This is a genomic window from Pedobacter sp. PF22-3 (assembly GCF_026239555.1).
GTDB lineage: Bacteria > Bacteroidota > Bacteroidia > Sphingobacteriales > Sphingobacteriaceae > Pedobacter.
The window spans coordinates 170,823-193,248 of sequence record NZ_JAPIVP010000002.1; the positions used below are offsets into that span (position 1 = coordinate 170,823).

General features: G+C 39.5%; 16 protein-coding genes. 7 read left to right on the forward strand and 9 right to left on the reverse strand.

The genetic code is table 11. From position 1 onward, the window contains the following. Positions 1-126: 126 nt before the first annotated feature. A complete protein-coding gene (locus tag OQX63_RS03895) occupies positions 127-876 on the forward strand; it encodes a hypothetical protein (RefSeq protein WP_265849573.1) in 750 nt (249 codons plus the stop codon). A gap of 170 nt (positions 877-1,046) precedes the next feature. Here OQX63_RS03895 and OQX63_RS03900 read toward each other — a convergent pair whose 3' ends face one another. Beyond that, positions 1,047-1,334: a hypothetical protein gene (locus OQX63_RS03900; protein WP_265849574.1), complete on the reverse strand. Its 288-nt coding sequence runs from the start codon at positions 1,332-1,334 to the stop codon at positions 1,047-1,049. 275 nt (positions 1,335-1,609) lie between these two features. Between OQX63_RS03900 and OQX63_RS03905 the strand changes: the two genes are divergently transcribed. From OQX63_RS03905 to OQX63_RS03930, 6 genes are all read left to right on the forward strand, one after another. Beyond that, positions 1,610-2,122, forward strand: coding sequence for a PRC-barrel domain-containing protein (locus OQX63_RS03905; RefSeq protein ID WP_265849575.1), 513 nt, complete (start codon positions 1,610-1,612; stop codon positions 2,120-2,122). A gap of 325 nt (positions 2,123-2,447) precedes the next feature. Further along, the gene (locus OQX63_RS03910; RefSeq protein ID WP_265849576.1) at positions 2,448-3,047 is read left to right on the forward strand and encodes a GIN domain-containing protein; all 600 of its coding nucleotides are present in this window, start codon (positions 2,448-2,450) and stop codon (positions 3,045-3,047) included. Positions 3,048-3,333: 286 nt separating this feature from the next. After that, positions 3,334-5,694 (forward strand): mechanosensitive ion channel family protein, encoded by a 2,361-nt coding sequence (locus tag OQX63_RS03915; RefSeq protein ID WP_265849577.1) that lies wholly within the window; start codon positions 3,334-3,336, stop codon positions 5,692-5,694. A gap of 11 nt (positions 5,695-5,705) precedes the next feature. Then, on the forward strand, positions 5,706-6,521 hold the full coding sequence (locus OQX63_RS03920; protein ID WP_265849578.1) for an MOSC domain-containing protein: 816 nt from the start codon (positions 5,706-5,708) through the stop codon (positions 6,519-6,521). 243 nt (positions 6,522-6,764) lie between these two features. Beyond that, positions 6,765-7,214: a GNAT family N-acetyltransferase gene (locus OQX63_RS03925; protein WP_265849579.1), complete on the forward strand. Its 450-nt coding sequence runs from the start codon at positions 6,765-6,767 to the stop codon at positions 7,212-7,214. Positions 7,215-7,217: 3 nt separating this feature from the next. Then, a complete protein-coding gene (locus OQX63_RS03930; protein WP_265849580.1) occupies positions 7,218-8,240 on the forward strand; it encodes a hypothetical protein in 1,023 nt (340 codons plus the stop codon). 193 nt (positions 8,241-8,433) lie between these two features. Here OQX63_RS03930 and OQX63_RS03935 read toward each other — a convergent pair whose 3' ends face one another. The 8 genes from OQX63_RS03935 to OQX63_RS03970 all read right to left on the reverse strand — a co-directional run bounded on the left by OQX63_RS03935 (position 8,434) and on the right by OQX63_RS03970 (position 21,624). Further along, positions 8,434-9,954: a glycoside hydrolase family 43 protein gene (locus tag OQX63_RS03935; RefSeq protein WP_265849581.1), complete on the reverse strand. Its 1,521-nt coding sequence runs from the start codon at positions 9,952-9,954 to the stop codon at positions 8,434-8,436. Positions 9,955-10,171: 217 nt separating this feature from the next. Next, positions 10,172-12,025: a glycoside hydrolase family 2 protein gene (locus OQX63_RS03940; RefSeq protein ID WP_265849582.1), complete on the reverse strand. Its 1,854-nt coding sequence runs from the start codon at positions 12,023-12,025 to the stop codon at positions 10,172-10,174. Positions 12,026-12,351: 326 nt separating this feature from the next. Continuing rightward, the gene (locus OQX63_RS03945; RefSeq protein ID WP_265849583.1) at positions 12,352-13,431 is read right to left on the reverse strand and encodes a cellulase family glycosylhydrolase; all 1,080 of its coding nucleotides are present in this window, start codon (positions 13,429-13,431) and stop codon (positions 12,352-12,354) included. A 16-nt stretch (positions 13,432-13,447) separates the two neighbouring features. Next, on the reverse strand, positions 13,448-14,485 hold the full coding sequence (locus OQX63_RS03950; protein ID WP_265849584.1) for a glycoside hydrolase family 43 protein: 1,038 nt from the start codon (positions 14,483-14,485) through the stop codon (positions 13,448-13,450). Positions 14,486-14,604: 119 nt separating this feature from the next. After that, positions 14,605-15,570: a glycoside hydrolase family 43 protein gene (locus tag OQX63_RS03955; RefSeq protein ID WP_265849585.1), complete on the reverse strand. Its 966-nt coding sequence runs from the start codon at positions 15,568-15,570 to the stop codon at positions 14,605-14,607. 212 nt (positions 15,571-15,782) lie between these two features. Continuing rightward, positions 15,783-16,484 (reverse strand): DUF3823 domain-containing protein, encoded by a 702-nt coding sequence (locus OQX63_RS03960; protein ID WP_265849586.1) that lies wholly within the window; start codon positions 16,482-16,484, stop codon positions 15,783-15,785. A 12-nt stretch (positions 16,485-16,496) separates the two neighbouring features. Then, on the reverse strand, positions 16,497-18,401 hold the full coding sequence (locus OQX63_RS03965; protein WP_265849587.1) for a RagB/SusD family nutrient uptake outer membrane protein: 1,905 nt from the start codon (positions 18,399-18,401) through the stop codon (positions 16,497-16,499). A gap of 19 nt (positions 18,402-18,420) precedes the next feature. Then, positions 18,421-21,624 carry a SusC/RagA family TonB-linked outer membrane protein gene (locus OQX63_RS03970; RefSeq protein WP_265849588.1) on the reverse strand — a complete coding sequence of 1,068 codons (3,204 nt, stop codon included), beginning with the start codon at positions 21,622-21,624 and terminating at the stop codon, positions 18,421-18,423. Positions 21,625-22,426 lie beyond the last annotated feature (802 nt).

Genomic DNA, 22,426 nt, shown 5'->3' on the forward strand with positions numbered 1-22,426 from the left:
TCTTTTGCTTGTGAGATCTGATCAACCAGCGATTGAAGAATACGATGGTGTTACGGAACGATAAATTTGATTTTCTCCATGTTAATCTATAAATTGAGGCGGAATATCACAACTCCTTTAATCGTTATGAAAAGATATCTTTTTATTATCCTTTTAGCAATCTCTTTTTCTGTTCAGGCACAGTCTAACGCCGCTAATTACAAATATATTATTGTACCCGAGAAATTCAGTTTTCTCAAGCAGGTTAACCAATATGATTTAAACACCCTTACAAAAGCTTTTTTTGAAGATAAAGGTTTTACAGTATATTTTGATAATACCGAAATACCTGAAGAAATTGCAGCTGACAGATGTAAAGCACTGATAGTAGACCTGCAGGAAAAAAACAGCATGTTTGTAACCAATGTCAGCCTTTTACTTAAAGATTGTAAAGGCGCTGTAGTATTAAAGAGCAAGGAAGGCAAAAGCAGGGAGAAAGAATATGCAACTTCTTATAATGAGGCCTTGAGAGACGCTTTTACATCTTTTAACGATTTGAAGTATGTACCAGGTAGCCCTACTGTGACTACAAGCACAGTACCATCTAATACAAACAAGGAGACCAAAACTATGCCTGTACCTGCTGATCAGCCTACGGCTACCAAAGCAGAACAACAGGGAGCGCTATTATATGCGCAAGCCATAAGTAATGGTTACCAACTGATTGATGCAACACCAAAAATTGTAATGACCTTACTCAAAACCTCCATGGAAGATTGTTATATTTCGAACAACGGCAACGCTAACGGCATCGTTATAAAAAAGAATGGAAGCTGGTTTTTCGAGTACTATAAAAATAATGCGCTTATTTCTGAAAAACTATCAATAAAATTCTAGACCAATATTCTTCTTAAGGAAACCCAACTACCTAATAACAAACACAAAATTATATAGTGCTGTCGCGTTATAAAGACTAATGCGGAGAAACCATTTAGTTTTTAGGAATCACTCATGATGCGTGCAATTTCAGCTGGTTTTCGATTTAGATGATAGGTATTTTACACTATTTAATAAAAACGCTGTACCAATTCCTCCCATTCCTGCTCCAATGATGAGTGCGGCCTTTTCTCTCCTGCTTTAGCATACCAATAATCTGCATTCCATATATCACCTTCTTTACGGTGCAGGTAGGCATGAATGCGGGCAGAGGAAGTATCGCTTAAATGGTCAACCTGGTTATGGGCGGCATTCCAATCTCCTTTAGCATCGTACCAAAGTGCCCGCAGCTGAACAGACAAATGGCCATCGGGACTGTCTTTTTCTAATGACTTTTTAAATTCAGCAATATTCTTCATTATCTTCTGATTTGTTTTAAATATTATACAAAATAAACGTAAAACTCATATCAGGTGTCTGTTTTTTTTAATTAATATTTTGTGGCTTTGAATAACTGGAATTAATAACACAAAACCCTAATTAAAAAGTACTTAACAAATATAAAAACACTTTAAGATGCTCAATTAATTTACCATTTTTGTAACCTGCCTCCTGAGTTTACAAAACCATCTCCTCATAAACTTGTTGTAAAAATGGGCTCAAGTTATTAATGGCCCCTTTAAAAAAAGCAATTATGGATTCAGGAACTATTGTATACAGCAATTTAGAAGAGCTCTCAAAAAGTAATTATCAATTAACAGACGGCGAGGCTGACATTAAAGGATGGCCAGTAAGAAATGAAGCAGGTAACTCGGTTGGAAAGGTGCGCGATCTCCTGTTTGATCCCGAGCAGAATGCAATACGGTATGTGATTGTAGAGCTGGTTGATATGGGAGAAGATTTGGATGAAAAAGCTGTACTGATACCTATTGGCCTTGCCAATTTAGGTGAAGATAAAAAAGAGGTTATTTTACCTGATATTCACCAAGACCAATTCAGGGCAATGCCAAGATATATTATTGGTGAGGTTACTCCTCAAATCGAAAATGAGATCCGCTACATCATCGGAAGCCCGGCGGCATTGCGAATGGAAGATGAAATTGTAGAGATAGACCGTGCTAACTTTTATCGTCATCACCATTTTGATCGGAATAGTTTTCCTGATCAAGATCAACGCAATCAGCAGGATACTGATCCATTAATTTAACAATTAGATTGGAATTGATGTAGATGCATCGATAATAGATTTATCATCAAAAAAACGGGAGCTTTCGATCAGGAAGCTCCCGTTTTTTTTAAAATTATTCACTCCCCTCTTTCTATAATAAAGTTTAATTATTTAACCAGGGCTAATCGTGATCATAACACACCTTCCAAAAAAAGATCATCGTTGGCCCGTTTTTTAAACCCGTTCGTCGAGAATTAAGCCGTGTTGGTATAATGGAGGATTTTCTGCTGCAACGTTTTGTGCATACTGACGTCTTATATACAAAACAACAACAAAATATATAAAAAATATAAATAACAGCATTATGAAAACCTCCATCAAAACCTTAACAAAATCAGTATTAGCAGCTATCATTTTAACTTCTGCTATTTTTTCAACAAATGTAATGGCAGGCGAGAAACAGCCAGTCAAAATGTCGGCACCTAAAAATATCAGCCAGGTTATTGTTAGTGGAAATGTAGAAATTACATTAATACAAGGACAAAAAGAAAGTGTAAGCTATAATGATGATAACAATGGTACCGTAAAAGTGATCCAGGATGGACATGCACTAAAAATCAATTCAGTTGATGGGAATATCGCAAAGATTACCGTGTATGTAAAGAATATCTATAGAGTGCAGGCTTCCGAAAATGCAGTAGTAAAAACTACAGGCAAATTGGATACAAAATATCTTCAATTATTCTTAAAAGGAGATGCTGTTGCAGAGATCAATTCCAATACAGAAAGTTTATATACTGTAATTGAAGGGCGTGCAGATTTAAAATTAAGTGGTGCTACTCAGGAACATATCCTGGTAATGGGGAGCACACCAAAACTAAATTTAGACAGGTTTGCTGCACTAAAAACACAAATGAGCTCACCAGTAGCCGAAACAACACAAACTGCTTCATTAGCAAAATAGTTTCTTAATAAAAATTGAAAAGGCGGCCAAAATATTTTGGCCGCCTTTTTTTGTTCAATGCAATCGCAAAATTCAAAATTTATATGTTTTCTGAGCTTTGCCTCAATATACCAGCTTTTTAAAGTACCTTAACCAGTTAAAATATAACCTGTTGAATGTAAATTAGACATTCGCCATCTGCACGCATTCGACTATTATATTACCCATACAGAAAATCAATTCTAATCCCTATTTTTGAAAAACTAAATGCCTCATAAAAGATAATATTCAATACTGCCTAAGCTAGATGATTACAAGAAATTCTTTTAACTCAACCATCCGGAATACCATATCGTTAACCTTTCTCTTATTTTTTTCTTTCCAGGTGTTTGCACAGAAAGATAAACCAACATATAAGGGGGCGGATGCTTCTATTCTTTCGGATTCTGCAATATTGACAAAGAGCGATTATCTTGCACACCTGGAAAAAGTATTTGAAACCATTAACAAAGTTCCGGTAACTGTTGGTTCATTTAAAAAACTTAAGCCTATCGCAGCGCATTTAACCCAGGACGAGGCTGCACTGGCACTACTTAAAAGCCGCTTAACACAGCATGACAGGTCTCCAAATCTTCAAAACTTGCAAATGGATCAAACCTTGTTGGCGGAACTACAAAGCAATAACAAGGATTGTTTATCAGACCTCGATGATTATGAAAAGGAATTGCGGGCTTTAAAAACCGAAATTCTTAATCTGCGCAAAGATTCCGTACTGATTAAAGTGTTTACAGTACCTGCTGTACAGGTGATGTTTAAAAGTGAATTTGCAGAGCTAAAAAAGAAACGTATAGTGATGGATAGCCTGCTGAAAACAGCAACTTTATCCATCAATAACCTACAGGCCAGAACTTCTTCTAACCTCATCAACATTAAAGAGTTAACATATATTACTGATAGCCAGCTTGATGCGGTAAGCATTAAAGCTTTTGGTAAAGAGCGCCGTTATTTATGGGAATCGATTAATAAACAGGCCAATAAAAGCATGGGCTTCCGTAAGTTTATTAAGGGAGAGCAAGAAATATCTGGCTACTATTTTGTATACACCAGAAGCAGCCGACTATTATTACTTTTTACCTGTACCATATTTTTCTTTTGGGTATTCTTCAACTTCAGAAGTATAAAACAGCTGGGTCGTTTAGAAACACTTGATGGTTTTTCGCTGATCAGTCCGCAGCCCTATCTAATCACCTTTATCATGCTCTTTGCACTGGCACCTATCTTCGATCTGAGGGCGCCCGCACTATATATAGAAGCCGTAGAGATTGTCCTTGCTATCCTGCTCAGCATATATTTCCGCAAAAGATTAAACTCAAAGTTATTTTACTATTGGTGCATATTTGTTATACTGCTTCTTGCCCCGGTATTCTTACGCCTTTTGGGTATGCCGCCCAGATACCAACGTTGGCTTCTGCTATTCCTTACCACCAGTTCAGTTGCCTATGGTATGATGGTATGGAAAATACTCGATGAAAAAACCAAAAGATTCAGAATGATCGTTATCACGGGCTTTATTTACGTTGGCTTTGCTATTATTGCCACGTTTTGTAATCTATTTGGCCGCTTTACCCTCACGCAAATTTTTTACTCAACTGGTGTAAGTTCACTTTTAAACGCCATATCATTAACCATCCTGGCCAAAGTATTGGTAGAAGCCTTTTTACTGCAGATGAAAAGTAGCAGAATCCGTAAAGGATTTCCGGAATATTTTGATTGGCAACCTGTAATTGCAGGCCTCAAAAGGCTTACAGGTATTGGTGCAACCATCATATGGTTTGTAATATTTACCACTAACCTGAATATATTTAATGGTCTTTACGAATCGGTAATGGAGGTTTTAACTGAAAAAAGAACCATAGGCAGTTTCTCTTTTACCCTTGGGGGCATTGTATTATTTTTAGGCATTATCTGGATTGCCAACTTTTTGCAAAAATACATTGCTTATTTCTTTGGTGATACCGGTGATGACAGTTTTGATGATAATAAAGGAGAACGTTCTAAATTACTGGTTACCCGTTTATTGTTATTGATTGGAGGTTTTCTCATTGCTATTGCCGCTTCCGGATTGCCAATTGATAAAATCACCGTTATCCTGGGTGCACTAGGTGTTGGAATTGGATTGGGTTTACAGAATATTGTAAGCAATTTTGTATCGGGAATCATCCTTATTTTTGACAAAACGATCCGCATTGGAGATATTGTGGAAATAAGTGATAAAAAAGGACGTGTTAAAGAGATTGGTGTGCGTGCGAGTACCTTACTGAGCGATGAGGGTGCCGAAATCATCATTCCAAATGGTGCTATTCTGTCTAATAACATTATTAATTGGACATTGAGCAACAACCAGATGCGGGTAAATATTTCCTTATCCATTGCCAAGCCATTTAATACCACAGATGTGGTTAACCTGATCAGGGAAATCATTGTCGAAAATAACAATGTATTTATCAGCAAAGAGCCGGTAATTATGATCAGTCCGGTGAGTAAACTGAACAGTAAGATTAATATTTATTTCTGGTGTAAGGATATCTCAAAAGCCGACCTAACTAAAAGCATGATCAATGCACAGATTTTTGAAGCATTTGAACAAAAAGGGATTGAAATTTTATAACTGTAGATCACATGAGCAAATTTGTCCTTTCTGAGATCAATATTTATCCCATCAAATCATTGGGCGGCATAAGTTTACAGGAGGCAAAACTCGAAGAAAGAGGTTTACAATACGACAGAAGATGGATGCTTGTGGATGAGGAAGGTATATCTATTACCCAGCGGAAGCATTTCGAACTGGCACTGTTACAGGTAAGTATTGCGGATGTTAAACTAAAGGTTTTTCATAAAAAATCACCAGAGCAAAGTATATCTTTTTCTTTGGATGAGGATACCGGAGAACAAATTTCTGTTGTAATCTGGAACGATACGGCTACCGCACTTGAAGTAAATGTACAGGTAAGCGACTGGTTTTCTGATTTTTTAAAGTTTAAAGTAAAACTGGTAAAAATGCCTTTAACAGAAAAGAGACTGGTTGATCCCAGATATGCTTTAAATGATGAAGTAGTGAGTTTTGCTGATGGTTACCCTTGTCTGCTCATTGGCCAGTCTTCGCTTGATGGGCTGAATGAAAGGCTCTCGAATCCAATTCTTATGGACCGTTTCCGCCCAAACTTTGTTTTTACCGGAGGTGAGCCTCATGTTGAAGACAGTTTTAAGGACTTTTACATCGGAGAGGTTTTATTTTCGGCTGTAAAACCATGCGCGCGGTGCGTACTCATTACGATAGATCAGCAAACCGGGGAGAAAGGGCAAGAACCTTTAAGAACACTGGCCAGCTATCGCACAGCAGGTAAAAAAATCATGTTCGGACAGAATTTGCTGCATCAACAAACTGGGGTAATCAGTGTAGGTGATGAACTGAAGGTGATGAGCTGGAAAATGTAAAATGGAATATGGGTAATGGGGCTGATATCACCATAAAATTTAACTATATTAATTTCTTAACGGTTAAATCCTAAAGCTTTAATTATTTAATATTTTCTGATCGCCTTTAACTACCCCGACATTAGTTGAGCCCTGGGCCTGAACCAAACTGCTTTATTCTTCTGCAAACTATTCACCACATTTAACGTTTAAAAATTACCTTCCAACTTAATTATTGGAAACTAAATGATTTAATATTTATTAATGAAAAAATCAATAATTGTAGCTGCAGGTAGAAAAGATTATGAAAATCTGATTGCGGTTTGGGAAAGCTCGGTTAGGGCCACACACCATTTTCTTTCTGAAAAAGACGTTATCAAGTACCGCTCTTTGATTTTAAACGAATATTTTGATCAGGTACGGTTGTACGCTGTTAAGGTTGAAGAAGAGGTGATGGGTTTTTTAGGCATTAACAAGAAAACAATACAAATGCTTTTTATCCATCCACATGTAAGGGGAAAAGGACTAGGCAAAAGATTGATTGATTTTGCAAAAAAAGAACATGATGCCTATATGGTAGATGTAAATGAGCAAAATGAACAAGCAGTAGGTTTTTATGAAAAACTTGGTTTCGTAACCGTCGAACGGAGTGAAATAGATGCAGCAGGAAAACCTTTCCCCATACTTTCGATGGCATTACAGCGTAAAAATTAATAATTGCTACCACTGATTTTTATCTACATCATGCTCGAAAACATCACAGGCAAACTATTAATGGCAGTGGCAATTGGCGCCGCATTCGGACTATTTTACACGCTCTTGCTCAACATGCATGGCTTTACCAAAATCAAGTACAAACACGTAGCGATTGGCATTGGGACAGTTATCTTTCTCCTCGGGCTATACAGCTTTGAGGCCGCAGGTATTGCCTGTTTTATTATCGGCATCGGGATTTTTGTGCTTGCCATTGCCTTGATGGCAAGGGGCACTGCTGATTCGCTTAAAGCGCTATCTGCCAAATTCTCTTCAGGTAGCAAACCACAGAATACCGATGGGCTGCAATTAAACAAACCTGGTTTAAGCAATTATGTTGGTGTATTATTTCATCTTATGGTTATCATACTGATCTCGTTATCCATATTTACCTATTCGAATGACACAATCCTTAATCAGGAAAAAATGGATCGGTTAATTAGTGACGCTATCTTCCAGTTTACAAGTACCATTATGCTGATACTGTTAGGTATATTTAATCCTTTCGTATCCCCATCTGCTAAGTTATTAGCAATTGCTGACCGTGTAGACAGCATAAAATATCCTAAATTGTATCTCCTGCTTGCGGGTAAAAAATTCTGGATAATTTTCAAAACCCTTATTTGCCTCGCCATTATTGTTTACTTCATTTCTAAAGGCTATTTTAAACTATTGGCCTGGGATAATGCCACGCCATATATGAATGTTTATGTGTTGCTTATTGGCTTTTTCATCATAGTCAATCTGGCACAGATGATTCGTAGCCCCGAATATTTTTTTCAAAAAAATCTTTTCAGAATCACCATGTTGTTGCAGTCGGCCTTTATCAGTATCTTTTTAAGTGCGATACTGGTATTTTCAACCCTATTTATTTCTTCGATTTTAGGCGTTGATATCAATAGATTGAAAGTAAGTTCGGAAACCATCATTTTCCTCGGATTTAATATTATAATGTTTTATAATGAATTCAGGCTGGCAAGGGCATAATAACCTTCGTTTTTTTGTTATGCAAATGTGAGTTCAGTTTTTCATCGGATTTCTTATTGGTATCTGATGTTACCACCTGACACCAGGTTGTTTTACTATAAAAATTGAATTACCAGCCAGACGGCAACATCTGACTGCGCCATAAACAAAAACTCAAATATTCGTCAGATAGTAAAATCTGACGACACAAAAATCAATACTTTAATGCAAAAGAAGAAAAATGAGCACCCTGACCGGCACTCCCATTAAAATGAAGACCAATACGTGGGCTTCTATCCCATTGTGGTAAAAAATTGACTGCAATTTTTTCTTTAGCCGGCATATTTTGCCATTCCTGGTTTCCCTGCTTAAAAAATACCATTAGGCTTAAATCATCAGTGGTTTTCATTTTAAGCTCAAGCGGAAGTGTTACTGATACTTTCAGTTTTGAAAGCACTGTTCTGGCTTTATTTTCTACTTTCCAAAATTCTATTTCATTTCCAGATATGCCAATGCCAACAGCCGAGCCTGAATCCCCATAATACACTAAACCTTTTAGCGCATTATTGGTATTGGTTACGGTTGTAGTTGCTTCAAAAATTCCGGATACAGGCCTTATTGTCAATGCAATACCTGAAAGGTTATCTTTATTAATACTCCCAGATAAATGAAGCTGCCCGTTTTGTTGCGAAATTTTGGGCGTTGAGTTTCTAAAATCCCATTGCCAATTTTTATCTATTTGAGGCTTCGTGAACTTCAGTTTCAAATCCCGGTTAAGGGTTGGTCCTGATTGCTCCTTTAAAACAGGCCATCCGCCTTTCGATGACCAGCTCAATTGGGCCAACATACCCTGTCTGCCGGAGAAAACATTGGTCTTTTTATTATAAGCATGATAAAGATAATAATCTTTACCATCTGCTGCTTTTACGAATGTACCATGACCTGAACATTTCCAGTATTCATTTTCCATTAACAGCGGGTTGGCAGCATAAAGTTCGTATGGTCCGGCAAAAGATGTTGATCTGGCCACCCTTACATTATAATCACACTGTACACCACAACAGTTTCCAGCCGAATAAAACAGATAATAATAACCATCTTTTTTCAGGATGCTCTGACCTTCCAAACCAATCTTTTGATCGTCTTTAAGCAAAGAAAAAGGCTCTCTTTCTACTTTGAGCCCATTTTTGGTTAGTTTATAGGCTAAAATCTCAATTGGACGCTTATCCAAACCATAAGCTTTAAAGGTAATGTAACGCGTGTTGCCGTCGAGGTAAATAAAGGCATCAATGGCTTCTTTTCCATAATCAATAATAATACCCTGATCAACAAAGCCCCTATCGGGATATTTTGAGGTGGCTACTCCAATGCAAGAGATATTGTCCTTTTTCCTTCTTGCAGTGTAATATATGAAATAAGTTTTATCATGATAATCATACTCCGGTGCCCAGAAAGAACCCGAAGTCCATGCTGGTGCCTTCTCAAAAACATAACCTGTCTGTTTCCAGTTCAGCAGATCTTTTGAGCTGTATATCGGGAAATGAGGTGCCCACTCCGAAGATGTACCCACAGCATAATACTGGTTATTGGTCCGGATAATAGATGGATCGGCAAAATCTCCAGCAATTACCGGTTCGATTACTGTTTGTGCCAATGAAATATTCATAATCAAGAGCAGTTTAGCGATTACTGCTAAGGATACATACCGCGAAAACTTCATTTTTTTCCTCATCATTATTATTAATAGATCTTTGTAAAAAAAATCGTCATTCTCAACTCGATTGGGAACCACGGAGTGCTCATGAATGCCTTTGTGAAACAAGGGAAACTTATGAATAATCGTAATGCAAGCGCTTTAAGATTCCCGCATGCGCGAGAATGACGACCACACTAGTAAATTCTGTCATTGATAGAGAAGAGCAGCACAGTCGAGATGACGATTTTACAGCATTTTATTTCTGCACCGGCACGTTAATTTGATATAATTTATCGTGCAAGGATTTCATCTGTTCTTCCGAGAATTTGATGTCTTTTCTATCGTAGGTCATCAGTCCGTTGGTTTCTACTTCCACATCGGTAGTCTGAGTGTAAACTCCGGCAGAAAGTCCTAATGGAATCAGTTGCTCCAAACGCTTGGTAAACTCGGCATATTTGTTAAACAGGTCGGTTTTGTTTTTAAAGCTCTGATAACCCCAGTTATTCTTCTGTTGCCAAACATGGCCATCAATAGGCAGGCCGAGTCCACCAAATTCACCCAACACAAGGGCATAGTCTTTTCCAAAATAGTCAGGACTTGGCATGGCAGGATGTGGATAGTTATGCAGATCGATAATATCGCCTACCGGGTGGAAGTTACCGCCACTGGCTGTATTGACTAATCTTGATGGATCTTTTTCTTTGGTCCATTTGGCAATTTCTACGGTTTTAAACTGGCCCCAAGCCTCATTGAAAGGTGTCCACACGACTATAGAAGGTACATTATAAAGTGCATCGATAATGGCGTTCCATTCTTTTTTGTAATAACCTTCTGATTCTGCAGTTCGCTTTTGATCCGAACCATGGTCTAAAACACCCGGACGGTTTTCCCAGCCGTTACCTAAATCGCCACTTGGCATATCCTGCCAAACCAGCATTCCGGCTTTATCACAATAGTAATACCAACGGGCAGGTTCTACCTTAATGTGCTTCCTGATCATGTTGAAGCCCATTTCTTTTGTTTTATCTACATCGAATTTCAATGCGGCATCGGTCGGAGCGGTGTACAAACCATCCGGCCACCAACCCTGATCTAGCGGACCATACTGAAAAACAAATTCGTTATTCAATAACATGCGCTGGATGCCATTCTGGTCTTTACCCATTGAGCTTTTACGCATGGCGAAATAACTTTTCACCTCATCTACCTTTTTGTTTTTTGCTAACAACTCTACTTTTAAATCGTATAAAAACGGGCTTTTAGGACTCCAAAGCTTTGGATTGGCGATTTTTAAGGTAATTACACCACTGCCATCACCGGTTTGTTCCGCAACTTTTGTAGTCCCATCCCAAGCCGAAACTTTTACCTGATCTCCTGAAGCAGCTCCTGTTAAAACTGGTGTAACAGCCAATGATTGCTGATCGATGTCAGGAGTTACCTTAATGTGACCGATATGTGATTTGTTTACCGCTTCGATCCATACTGTTTGCCAGATGCCGGTTACCGGCGTATACCAGATACCTTCAGGTTTTTTAACCTGTTTACCTCTTGGTTGAGGTCCTTCATCCGTAGGATCCCAAACTTCTACAGTTAAGGTCTGGTTCCCGCTTTTATTTAAAAATGGAGTGATGTTAAAACTAAAAGGATCAAAACCGCCTTCATGTTTCCCCACTTCTTTGCCGTTGATGCTAACCGTCGATCTCCAGTCCACAGCCCCGAAATGAAGCAAAATTTCTTTGCCTTTCATATTCGAAGGCACCGTAAATACAGTTTTATACCACAAGAGGCTATCTTTACCGACCGTTTTGCCCACACCTGAAAGTGCAGATTCTACAGCAAAAGGAACTAAAATTTTACCCTGGTTAATGGCCGGACGTTGCGATTTTTCAGAAATGGCATAATCCCAAAGGCCGTTCAGGTTTTTCCAGTTGCCCGTACGTGCTAACTGTGGGCGTGGATACTCAGGCAATACATTATTCGGGTTAACTTCCTGCGCCCACGGTGAGGAAATTTTCCCTTTTACCATCGACCATGATTTGTTTTGCTGCTGTGCAGAAAGGGAAAGTGAGAGCCCCAGCAGTGATAAGATAATAGATACTTTTTTATTCATTGGTTTAAATTTGAGTGTTGAGATTGGGTTTGGCAATGTTGTTGTTTAAGTAGGGAATAGTTTCCTGAGCGTTCATTTGTTTCGTAAAAATTAATATAAATTACTTTTTTTGAATTGATAGGCTGCGAGGAGTCGTCATTCCCAACCCGATTGGGAATCTTAATGCAATAAGTTGTAAGATTCCCGCCTACGCGAGAATGACGAACCGTTTAGTGAAACCTGTCTATGGCAGTCTGTAGAAGGACTTTTTTCAACTAAGGTTCTTCGAATCCGCTCAGACTGACAATAATTTTTATAAAGTTCCTCTTCTGATCACCCTACTGATACTATTTATTATTGAGTTTTTTGATCAGGTTAACCTCATCCTGGCGATATGGTGTACCATCGGGCTGAAAAATTTCGTGGAACCACTCAATCGGCTCAGATCCATCGGCCAGCGGGGTGTCCCAGGCGTATTTAGTATTGGTTTTACCTGCGGCGAAACCCCAGTTTATCGCGCCAACATTTTCTTCTTTTAACATTGGCAAAATATTAGCAAAACGGCTGTTTCGCGATCTCGCCATATATTCAGTACAGATCAATGGCCGGCCACTGGCTTTTAACAGATCAATGGTTCTCTGGTGCCATTCTGGTGCTTCATAATTATGGTACGTTACAATATCCGAATTGGCCAGTTGTATGGCATTCAATTTTTCGAAACCCCAGCTCCACAAGCCGATTGAAATCGGTTGATCGGGATTAACGGAACGCGCCCAGCCAATGGTTTTGGTTAATAAAGGTATGGAGGCTTCCAACTTTCCGCTATTTCCAGGTTCATTATACAAGTCCCAAAGCAATATCCTTTTATCGTGGGCAAAATGGGTAAGCACGTCCTTTACATATTTTTCGAGTTCAGGGAAATTGGCTTCTTCTTTAAATGCCGGATCACCAGGATCCTGTAACCAGCCCGAATTATGGATACCTGTTTTTGGTTCAGGTTGTTTGCCAATGGCTGAAGTTTTATTCCAGCAATCGTCAAAAAAAACAAACATTGGTTTAATACCATGTTTTTGGGTAATGGTTAAAAATTGATCCACTCTCTTTTTAAAACCCGCTGGATCCTGGCTCCAGGCCTTACTGAACAAGAATACACGTAACGTATTAAACCCGATTCCTTCGGCCCAACCGAGCTCTTTATCAATTAGATCGGGCGAAAAGGTATCTGCCTGCCACATTTCTAACTGGTTAATGGCATTAGCAGGAATGTAGTTTGCCCCTGTTAACCATTTATGTTCTTTGTACCAGGCATTGGCTTTTTCTACTGACCAAACCTTTGCAGGCTCGGTACTTTTTTTCGTTTTTTGCGCAAAGCCGTTGCTGATGCTTAGGCTCAGGATAGCAAATAGCGCATAGTTTTTTAAATTCATATCGGTATTTATCTGATTATTTTTTGTTTCGGTTTGATGGTGATGTTAAGCTCTTCCCTACTTTTACCGGAGTTCCGAAATTTGGTGTTCCATCGCTATTCCAGGAGAACTTTTGAGCCCGGGGCGAGCGGAAACCTCCGCAGCCCTGGCCCGGTTTATCATTGGCGTGATATAGGATCCAATCTTCTTTGCCATCTGGCGATTTAAAAAATGAATTATGACCTGGTGCATAAACACTATTTTTTGGCGACTGTTGAAAAACAGGTTGATCGGCTTTCGTCCAGGATTTAGGATCTAGCAGGTTGCTTTTTACTGAAGCTGAAAGCATACCTAGCGCATAAAAATCTGTCCAGCAGCCACTAGCGGAATAAATGATGAAGATTTTATCGCCATGCACCAAAAACTGGGGTCCTTCGTTTACGTCAACATGTTCTCCTCCGCCTAAATCCCCGTTTTTTTCCCAATCAAATTTTGGCGATGATATTTTTACACGTTGCCCGTCTACTGTCCAGGGATTTTTAAGCTTGGCAATGAAAATTTCCTGTTTACCGTTTTTATCTCCCTCCCATCCCGACCAGATCATGTACAACTGACCTTTAAAATCAATCACATCGCCATCAATGGCCCATTTATCGGTAGGGTCAGCAATCTTGCCTTTAAATATCCACTCCCCTTTCATTGGATCGGCTGAAGCATTTTCTAATACGTACATCCGATGGTTTTCGTTTCTTCCATCATCGGCAGCAAAATAGGCATACCATTTCCCTCTTAAAAACATCACCTCAGGTGCCCAGATTTCTTTACTGTACATCGCTTCGGTTGGTGCTTTCCAAATGGTTTTTCGCTCTGCATCTTTTAAACCATATAAGGTTTTGGTTTTCCAAAGGTCTACCCGGTTACCTGTGCTATGGGTATAATAGTAATAACCATCTTTATAATAACTATATGGATCAGCGCCCGACGGCAACAAGGGGTTAGTAAATGTTTGTGCATTTAACCCTTCAATCAAGAAAAAGCATAATACAAACAATAATTTTATTTTCAATTTATTCATTATTAAAGTTTTAGAACCGAAATTTTCTTTCCAGGCTGCTGCACTTTTTCCAGCTTTAAAAAAAGTGATTTCTTTTCTGAAACCCGCCTTCTTTTGTTTCAGTATTTCTACAAAAACAATCAATTTGCGCCCTGCATTAAAAAGCGGAAACTTTCCGGATTTATCTGCATCTCATCAATACCGTCTTTATCTTTCACAAAAGCCGCTTTTATAATGGCTGTAGCTCTTGGCGACACTTTTTGATTGTTATGATGGGTATGGAATACATACTCCAAATTCCCGTTTTTATCGGTAAAAAAATCACCATGACCAGTACCGTTTATTTTTAATAATTTTTTACTGATGATCGGGTTGCCTGCATATTTTTTCCATGGTCCTGTTGGTGAGCTTGAAGTGGCATAACCCACCGCGTAGTCAGTATTTCTGAAATCGTTAGCTGAATAAAAAAGGTAATAGTGTTTATTTTTTTTAATTACAGTCGGACCTTCGGTTACCGGCCAATCGGTTTTAGCCGTATTTTCCCAATTATCGATACCGGATAAACATAGCTTTGAAGTGTTTGGGATGACATCCGAAAAATCAGCCTTTAGTTCTGTTACAAAAATCCGGTTGCCATGATCAAGCTTCACATGATATAGATAATTTTTCCCATTGGTATCGGTAAAAACAAAAGGATCGATCTGTTTTCCAGTGCCTGAAATGGCCTTTAATGCTTCCTGTTTAAATGGACCCAATGGACTTTTACTCTGTGCAATGGCAATCTGTTCATCAGCGGTATACGCCATGTAATAAGTATTTCTCCTTTTAAATACCTGCGGGGCCCAAAAACCTTTGCTTCCAAAAGCATCGCCCTTTTTTAAAGCAAAACCATTATTTTCTGACTTTCTCTTCCAGTTTTTAAGATCTTTTGAAACATAAACCAAAAACCCTTGATCACTACTGGTACCATATAAATAATAAGTGCCTTTATCTACGAAAACCGTAGGATCGGCAAGGTAAAGGGTATCATTTAGCTGTTTTGCAACTATTTTTTCACTTATGAAACATAGTGAAAAACAGAAAAAAAGGGCGTAAATATATTTCATTGGCAATGTTTAACTAAAGATAGGTTGCTGATAAAAATTAAATTAAAAAATATGATATCGTTCCCAGGTTCTCGTCATTGCGAGAAGGCTTTTTCAGCCGACGAAGCAATCTTTGTTGCGGAATCGCTAGCATGAAAGATTGCCTCGTCGTTCCTCCTCGCAATGACGATTACTCTATTGGAGTCTGTCAATTCTAAATCATCATCCAGCCTTTAAAAAACTATTTTAGTTACCGGTGTAAAAATCAAATCGTCAACACCGGCAATTTTAACGCCTATCCTCGCAAAAACATAATTTTGAGTAGGTGTAATGCTCGGGATCGTTACACTCATGTTCAGGTTATTGAGGTCGGCAATGGCCGCTCCATTGATCTGCTGGGTAGCAACGTTATTGCTGCCATCTACAAACTGTGTTTTGTTAATGTAAAGCGATACATTTTCAACATCCTTGCCGTCTGCATTGGTAATGATTTTCTCAAGTTTGCAGAAAGCATTTACTTTGCCCGCTGCAGCGGCAATTGTGGCGCCGCGAATCATGTAATAAGGCATTACCTCAATATCCATGGTTTTACTGCCGTTGATATTTACCGCAATGGTATCTTGTTTACCAGCAGCATTCTTTTTCCATAAAAAAGGTCCCTGGTTTGGTGAAAAAACCAGTTTATAATCTCCATTGAATAATTTGGCAGAATAGGTTCCATCCTGGCTCACATTCACATTTAGTGCTGAATAGTTACCAAAACCCGACTGCCAGAGTTCGAAATTCACCTGACCATATTGAACGCTAATGGGTTCTCCCTTGTACACGATCCGTCCGCTAAAGTCGGCTTCGGGTGCATCATAATTATCTTTTTTACAGGAAGCAAAAAGTACGGCAATAAGTGCCCCTATCATGAAATAAAATCTAATTTTCATATCTATATCTGCTTATTGGTTAGGGTTTCTTACAATTTTAGGGTTTCCGTTAAGCACATCCTGCCCAATTGAAGAGTAGTAATTTCCGATGCGGAAACGGTGTGCAGCGGTTACACGGCTTGGTTTGATTACTTTAAAAATATATTTTAAATGGTTGGCATTGCCCGGATTATAATATTTGTAAGGCCACAAACCAAATACTTGTGTGCTGGTACGTGTTGCACTACCAATGTTGTTTGCATTAATAAAATCGGCTGCCGACATGTTACTGCCATTCCAAACTTTATCGGCCAGTCTCCAGCGTTTCATATCCCAAAGTTCATGTCCTTCAAAAGCGAATTCTACTTTACGCTCGTGCACAATACGGTCGAAAGTAATTTGTGCCGGGGTTAGTGCAACCGTTAATCCTGCACGGTCTCTAACCTGTTTGATGTAGTTGGCTGCTGTAGCCGCATCGCCCAGTTCGAAAGCTGCTTCGGCTGCATTTAACAATACCTCGGCGTAACGGTAGCGGATCCACCAAACATCACTACGGGTACCAATTTGTCCTGAACCTGTTGCCGGATCTAAATATTTGCGGACATAAAAGCCTGATTGTGCACTGAATTCGAGTCCATCTACCGGGCCATCTCTTCCAACTACCTGTACGGATGCCGGATTATCTGGCAGTACTTCACTTTTGCTCTGCCCGAAATTATCTCCGGTAATAATGGTACCATTAGCCAATTGATAACCCGCCCAGATATCAACGGTTTTGCCCTTAAACTGTGTTCCCGGAAGAATTACTGTTCCAGCCAAACGTGCATCCCTGCCTGCAAAAATATCGGTGATATTGGTATAATAGACCGGGTTACCACTTCCATCAACCGAAGCCATAGATGCGTAGGTATTATCCAGTTTTTCGAATGACTGAACCAGGTTTAATGATGGATTTAAACGTCCGCCCTGTGCTTCTTCAGCAGAAGACCGTGGTTGATTATCAATGGTAAAACCATGAGCCTTATTTGTTTTCAACTTAAAATCTTTTGCAAAAATCACTTCCGGATTACTGCCTTTATCAGTAAAAAGCGCCGCAAAATTTTCAGATAAATTCGGGTTCTTTTTGTATAGTGAATATTTACCACCGTCAATAATCTCTTTTGCGGCTGCTAAAGATTTGGTAAAATAAGCATTGGCCAGGCTTGATGATATGCCAACCTCTCCACCTGGCAAAGTTAATTGCGAATTGCTGTATTTGGCAATTGAACCGGCATACAATGCTGCTCTTGATTCCATGGCTAGTGCCGCAGCTTTTGTAGCCCTACTCTGTACAGTCGGATTATCGGGCAGTATGTTTTTAACCGCTTCTAATTCAGCAATCACAAAATCATAAATTTCGGTTTCTTTTGCCCTAGGGAACTGAAGGTAGCTTGGGTCGCCGCTATAATCGTAATCTAAAACGGTCGTAATCAACGGTACACCACCCATTCTTTTTACCATTTCGAAATAAACCCCCGCTCTGATAAAACGTGCTTCGGCCAGGAAACGGTCGCGGTCTTCTGCTTTTAAAGCGGTAGATTCCTGACCACGTTTAATAAACATATTCAAGTCGCGGATATAACCATAAGCACCCATATCCCAATATCTCCAGGCATCATAACCATATTCTAAATTCTGGTGACGGAAATAGTCGCCGCTGGCCGAGGCAAAACCTTCGTCAAAATCAGTAAAAGTATACCAGGCTTCAATGGTCTGGTAATCCGGATAACGATCGTAAAGATCGCCAACAACAGTTAACACCAGATTAGGATCTTTCCATACTGCATCAATGGGCAGGGTACTGGTAGGTTGTTTATCTAAAAATGCTGAATCTTTTTTACACGACTGCGCAAAACTCAAAAAGGCGATGGCAGCAAATGCATATATAATTTTTTTCATCTGATTAGTCTTTTTCATGTTACAGCGTTAATTTAATTCCGATGTTAAAAAACTTGTTCTGTGGGTATTGCAATCCATTATCATCTGCAATTTCCGGATCTACACCATAATCGCTCAGGTTATCGATAGAAAACAGGTTGTATCCATTTACATAAACCCTGGCATTCTGGATCTTAATTTTTTCGGCCCATCTTTTTGGCAGGGTATAACCTACTTCGAGCGTACGGGCACGCAGATACCTTACATTGTGCAGCCAGAAAGTAGAGTTTTTGTTATAATTACTATGCCCGCCATCATTAAAGCGCAATGCAGGATATTTACCAGGGATCCATGCGCTATTCAGGTCGTATGGATTAGTGCGGTGCCAGCTGTCATCTGCAAAGTTCTGCAATAAAGCTCCCGTATTCTGGAATGCCCAGCGCTGTTCCCAGTTTTGATTCCACGAGTACATTGCACCGCCTGAAAAATCTGCTGTAAAATCGAAGTTTTTGTAAGAACCACCAATGGTAAAACCAAAGCCGATATTTGGCTGACCTGTTGTGGTATACCCAATTGGTCTTTGATCAAGATCGTTAATCACACCGTCGCCGTTTTGATCCTTATAAATTAAATCTCCCGGCAATAAAGAGCGGTTTCCCTGTCCATCGATGTTTACTTTATAATTATTGATTTCATCAATGTTCTGGAACTGTCCGGTTACTTCATATCCCCAAAAAATATCGGTATAACGCTGATTATAGCTATTTCTGTAATTGTCCCATGAGTTGCCATAACGTGGCTTGTACTGATCTAAAAATTTCCTGCGGCTGATGGAGATATTTCCACCAACGTTATAGTTGAATTCTCCGATCTTATCCCTGTAATTTAACGCGAATTCGGCTCCGAACTGCGCGTCGCTTTCCAGGTTTTCTGCGGCCAGTGGATACCCCAGTTCAATTGGTACCAATACATCATTTTTAACCTGTTTTAAACCGGTACGTTTTCTGTAGAAATAATCGGCAGTTCCGCTAAGTTTAGTATTGAATAATGAAAAATCCAGACCTATATCGGTAATTTTGCTCTTAAACCAGGTAAGATTATTGATAACGGGGCCCTTATCTCTTGAAGTAGTAATATTTTTTCCATCCAAGATCACAGTACCCTGATTGTAGCGGTATCCCGGAATGTAAGCAAAAGGATCGATACCCAGATCATCATCCCCAAGTACGCCATACGAAGCCCGAAGTTTCAGATCATTTAAGATTGTACTTTCACCTAAAAGCGATTTCATAAATTTCTCCTGGGTAATTCTCCAACCGATGGATGCGGAAGGGAAATAACCTACACGTCTATCAGGTGCGAATTTCCATGAGGCATCTCTACGACCAGAAAGTTCCAGGTAATATTTGTTGTCATAATTATAGTTTAGCCTGGCTACGTAACCAATACGGGCCTCTTCTTCCTGAATGTCTGCAAAATCCTGACCGTCCATATCAGCGAACTGCAGAACAGGCAAAATATTGGTTTGTGGTACGGCATGCTGGAAAGTATAGGTTCTAAAACGATCCAAACGTTCTGCTACCAAAACACCACCTATAGTGTGTTTGCCAAAAGTACGATTGTAGTTGGCCTGTACCTGATAGGTATTGGTGTATATTTTCTCATTCCTGCGTTCTCTGTAAGGATTAGAGCTTCCTACTTTTTCCTCGTATATGCCAGTTTCAGGGTGGTAGGTATACACATTGTAGGTATACTCATGGCCATTAATCACATTATCGGCGATATAATAAGAGTACAAACCTTTAATTTCCAACCCTTTAATTGGCGTATCATAACTTGCTGATAAATTGGTCTGTAAAACCCTCCAGTCTGATTTCCAGTAACCGGTTAAGGCTTTACTCTGTACGGCAAACTGTTCGGTATTGTGCCCGATATCATTTGGGTAATTGGGATTTCCATTGGCATAAGCCTGTTCAGTCGGCCTGTTTCTCAAAAGCGCAAAACGTGCGGCAAAATAATCGTCACCGCCCGGTACCCCTGGCTGATCGCGGCTTTCTATACGGCCGTTGATCAACATCCCTACTTTAAAACGGTCAGTTATTTTAGCCTCGATATTACTCTGGATATTGGTTCTTTTAAAATCAAACTCTCTATCCTTTCCATATACCCCTTTCTGATCTAAGTGTGTGCCTGAAAAGTAATAATTTACCTTATCGCTGCCACCAGAAGCACTTAAATTAATAGAAGATTGTGGTGCATTCGGCGCAATGATGATATCTTTCCAGTTCTGGCTCTGATAACCATATTCTGTTCCCGCTTTCCATTTTTCAAGTTCGGCTTGGGTAATATCAGTTTTGCCGTTCTGGTTTAATTCTGCGGTAGCCTTTCCTAACATCCATTGGTAAGCATCAGTTGTTTCCGGGAAACGTACCCAGTTTTGCCATCCGGTATAAGCATCAACACTAAAGGTATTGCGCGTACTGTTTTTACCTCTTTTAGTCGTCACCAAAATTACCCCGTTAGCCGCCCTGCTACCATAAATAGCAGCCGAAGCATCTTTTAGCACGCTAATGGTTTCGATATCATTGGGAGAAATGTTATTAAACTGACCGGCATCCTGCTGAATCCCGTCTATAACATACAACGGATTGCCCATGTTACGGATCTGGATGTTGGCACTCGATCCCGGTCTGCCATCAGGCATCCTGAATGATACGCCCGGCAGTTTACCAGCAAGGCCCGTACTCACGGTTGAACCGCCATGTACTTTTTCCAGGTCTTTACTGCTGATGGAAGAGATAGCCCCTGTTATGGCTTCCTTTTTCTGTGTGTTATACCCAACTACCACCACTTCGCTAAGATCGTTGTTGGATGGCTTAAGTTTAACATTAACCTGCGAACGCCCTGCCAGTGAAATTTCCTGATTGGCATAACCTACGTAAATAAAAATCAGGGTCGCATTTTTATCGGCCACCTGGATTTTAAATTTTCCGTCAGCATCAGTAGTTGCACCTGTGCTGGTGCCCTTAATTTTAATGCTGGCACCCACAACTGTTTCGCCTTTTTCGTCGGTCACGGTACCAGTAACCGTACTTTGTTCCTGTGCTATAAGCTGAAATGAAAATAAGAGTAAGGTAATTGAGGTAAAAATAACGGAGCGGATTTTGCTTTTCAAAAACATCTTTTGAAGCAAATACCAATCCATGCGTACAAAGCCGCCATAGTAGAGTAAACTTCTTTTCATATTTGGTTAGGAATTTGGTTAAATACTAGAAGTAAATGGTTTTAGTTCGATTTAATTCTTTCCAAAGATTCAGTTTTTAGCATTAGCGCGGGATACGTATTTGTATCAATATTTCTCCATTTTGTCTCGATTTGTGTTTAAGGAGTCTGTTTAGCCACGGAGGCTCAGAAACACGGAAAATGCCGCTCAATGCGTCATCCTGAGTTCAGCTCAGGATCTTTATAGCAACAGTTTTTTGGAAATGATGGGACTGGCACATTTCGGTTAGGGAAGCTCTGCTATCTCTTCAAGTCCTTTCACCGATGAAAATCCTACCAGTTGATACAATTCATAATATTCTTCTACTGCTCTATGCCGCAAGGGCATGGTAGTTTTTCACAGTTTATGCTGTTTTTTATTGGTGTTCAAGAATGCTGCGCATTTTGGAGCGCCAAAGTACCCAAAGCGCTTTGTCAATCCAGCAATGTGGCTTCTCACCGCCCATGCTGATCAAAAAAACAGTGGCACTTCGTTTTGTGTTCGATTTATATTAAATTTTGAATTCAACGCTAATGAACACAAAACCACTGCGTTTCAGGTTTGGCAATGCTATTTGGGCCATTGTGCACCTGTTTTTTTGATCCTTCTGCCACTTGGGATTGACGTCGTCCTTCGCTAAAACCTCTGCTTTATTAAAGTCAGTTAGCAAAATGCCTAAACTATCCTTAAAAAAGATATATATTTTAGGAGAAAAACTGTGTGAACACCTCGCAGGTTTAACAAACCAGCGAGGTTTTACTCTACTCTGGGTTTTGCGTTAGGG

Bases quoted from the DNA above. Each gene is read 5' to 3' on its own strand.
- OQX63_RS03895 (WP_265849573.1), top strand. From the start codon at position 127: ATGAAAAGATATCTTTTTATTATCCTTTTAGCAATCTCTTTTTCTGTT.
- OQX63_RS03900 (WP_265849574.1), bottom strand. From the start codon at position 1,334: ATGAAGAATATTGCTGAATTTAAAAAGTCATTAGAAAAAGACAGTCCC.
- OQX63_RS03905 (WP_265849575.1), top strand. From the start codon at position 1,610: ATGGATTCAGGAACTATTGTATACAGCAATTTAGAAGAGCTCTCAAAA.
- OQX63_RS03910 (WP_265849576.1), top strand. From the start codon at position 2,448: ATGAAAACCTCCATCAAAACCTTAACAAAATCAGTATTAGCAGCTATC.
- OQX63_RS03915 (WP_265849577.1), top strand. From the start codon at position 3,334: ATGATTACAAGAAATTCTTTTAACTCAACCATCCGGAATACCATATCG.
- OQX63_RS03920 (WP_265849578.1), top strand. From the start codon at position 5,706: ATGAGCAAATTTGTCCTTTCTGAGATCAATATTTATCCCATCAAATCA.
- OQX63_RS03925 (WP_265849579.1), top strand. From the start codon at position 6,765: ATGAAAAAATCAATAATTGTAGCTGCAGGTAGAAAAGATTATGAAAAT.
- OQX63_RS03935 (WP_265849581.1), bottom strand. From the start codon at position 9,954: ATGATGAGGAAAAAAATGAAGTTTTCGCGGTATGTATCCTTAGCAGTA.
- OQX63_RS03940 (WP_265849582.1), bottom strand. From the start codon at position 12,025: ATGAATAAAAAAGTATCTATTATCTTATCACTGCTGGGGCTCTCACTT.
- OQX63_RS03945 (WP_265849583.1), bottom strand. From the start codon at position 13,431: ATGAATTTAAAAAACTATGCGCTATTTGCTATCCTGAGCCTAAGCATC.
- OQX63_RS03950 (WP_265849584.1), bottom strand. From the start codon at position 14,485: ATGAATAAATTGAAAATAAAATTATTGTTTGTATTATGCTTTTTCTTG.
- OQX63_RS03955 (WP_265849585.1), bottom strand. From the start codon at position 15,570: ATGAAATATATTTACGCCCTTTTTTTCTGTTTTTCACTATGTTTCATA.
- OQX63_RS03960 (WP_265849586.1), bottom strand. From the start codon at position 16,484: ATGAAAATTAGATTTTATTTCATGATAGGGGCACTTATTGCCGTACTT.
- OQX63_RS03965 (WP_265849587.1), bottom strand. From the start codon at position 18,401: ATGAAAAAAATTATATATGCATTTGCTGCCATCGCCTTTTTGAGTTTT.
- OQX63_RS03970 (WP_265849588.1), bottom strand. From the start codon at position 21,624: ATGAAAAGAAGTTTACTCTACTATGGCGGCTTTGTACGCATGGATTGG.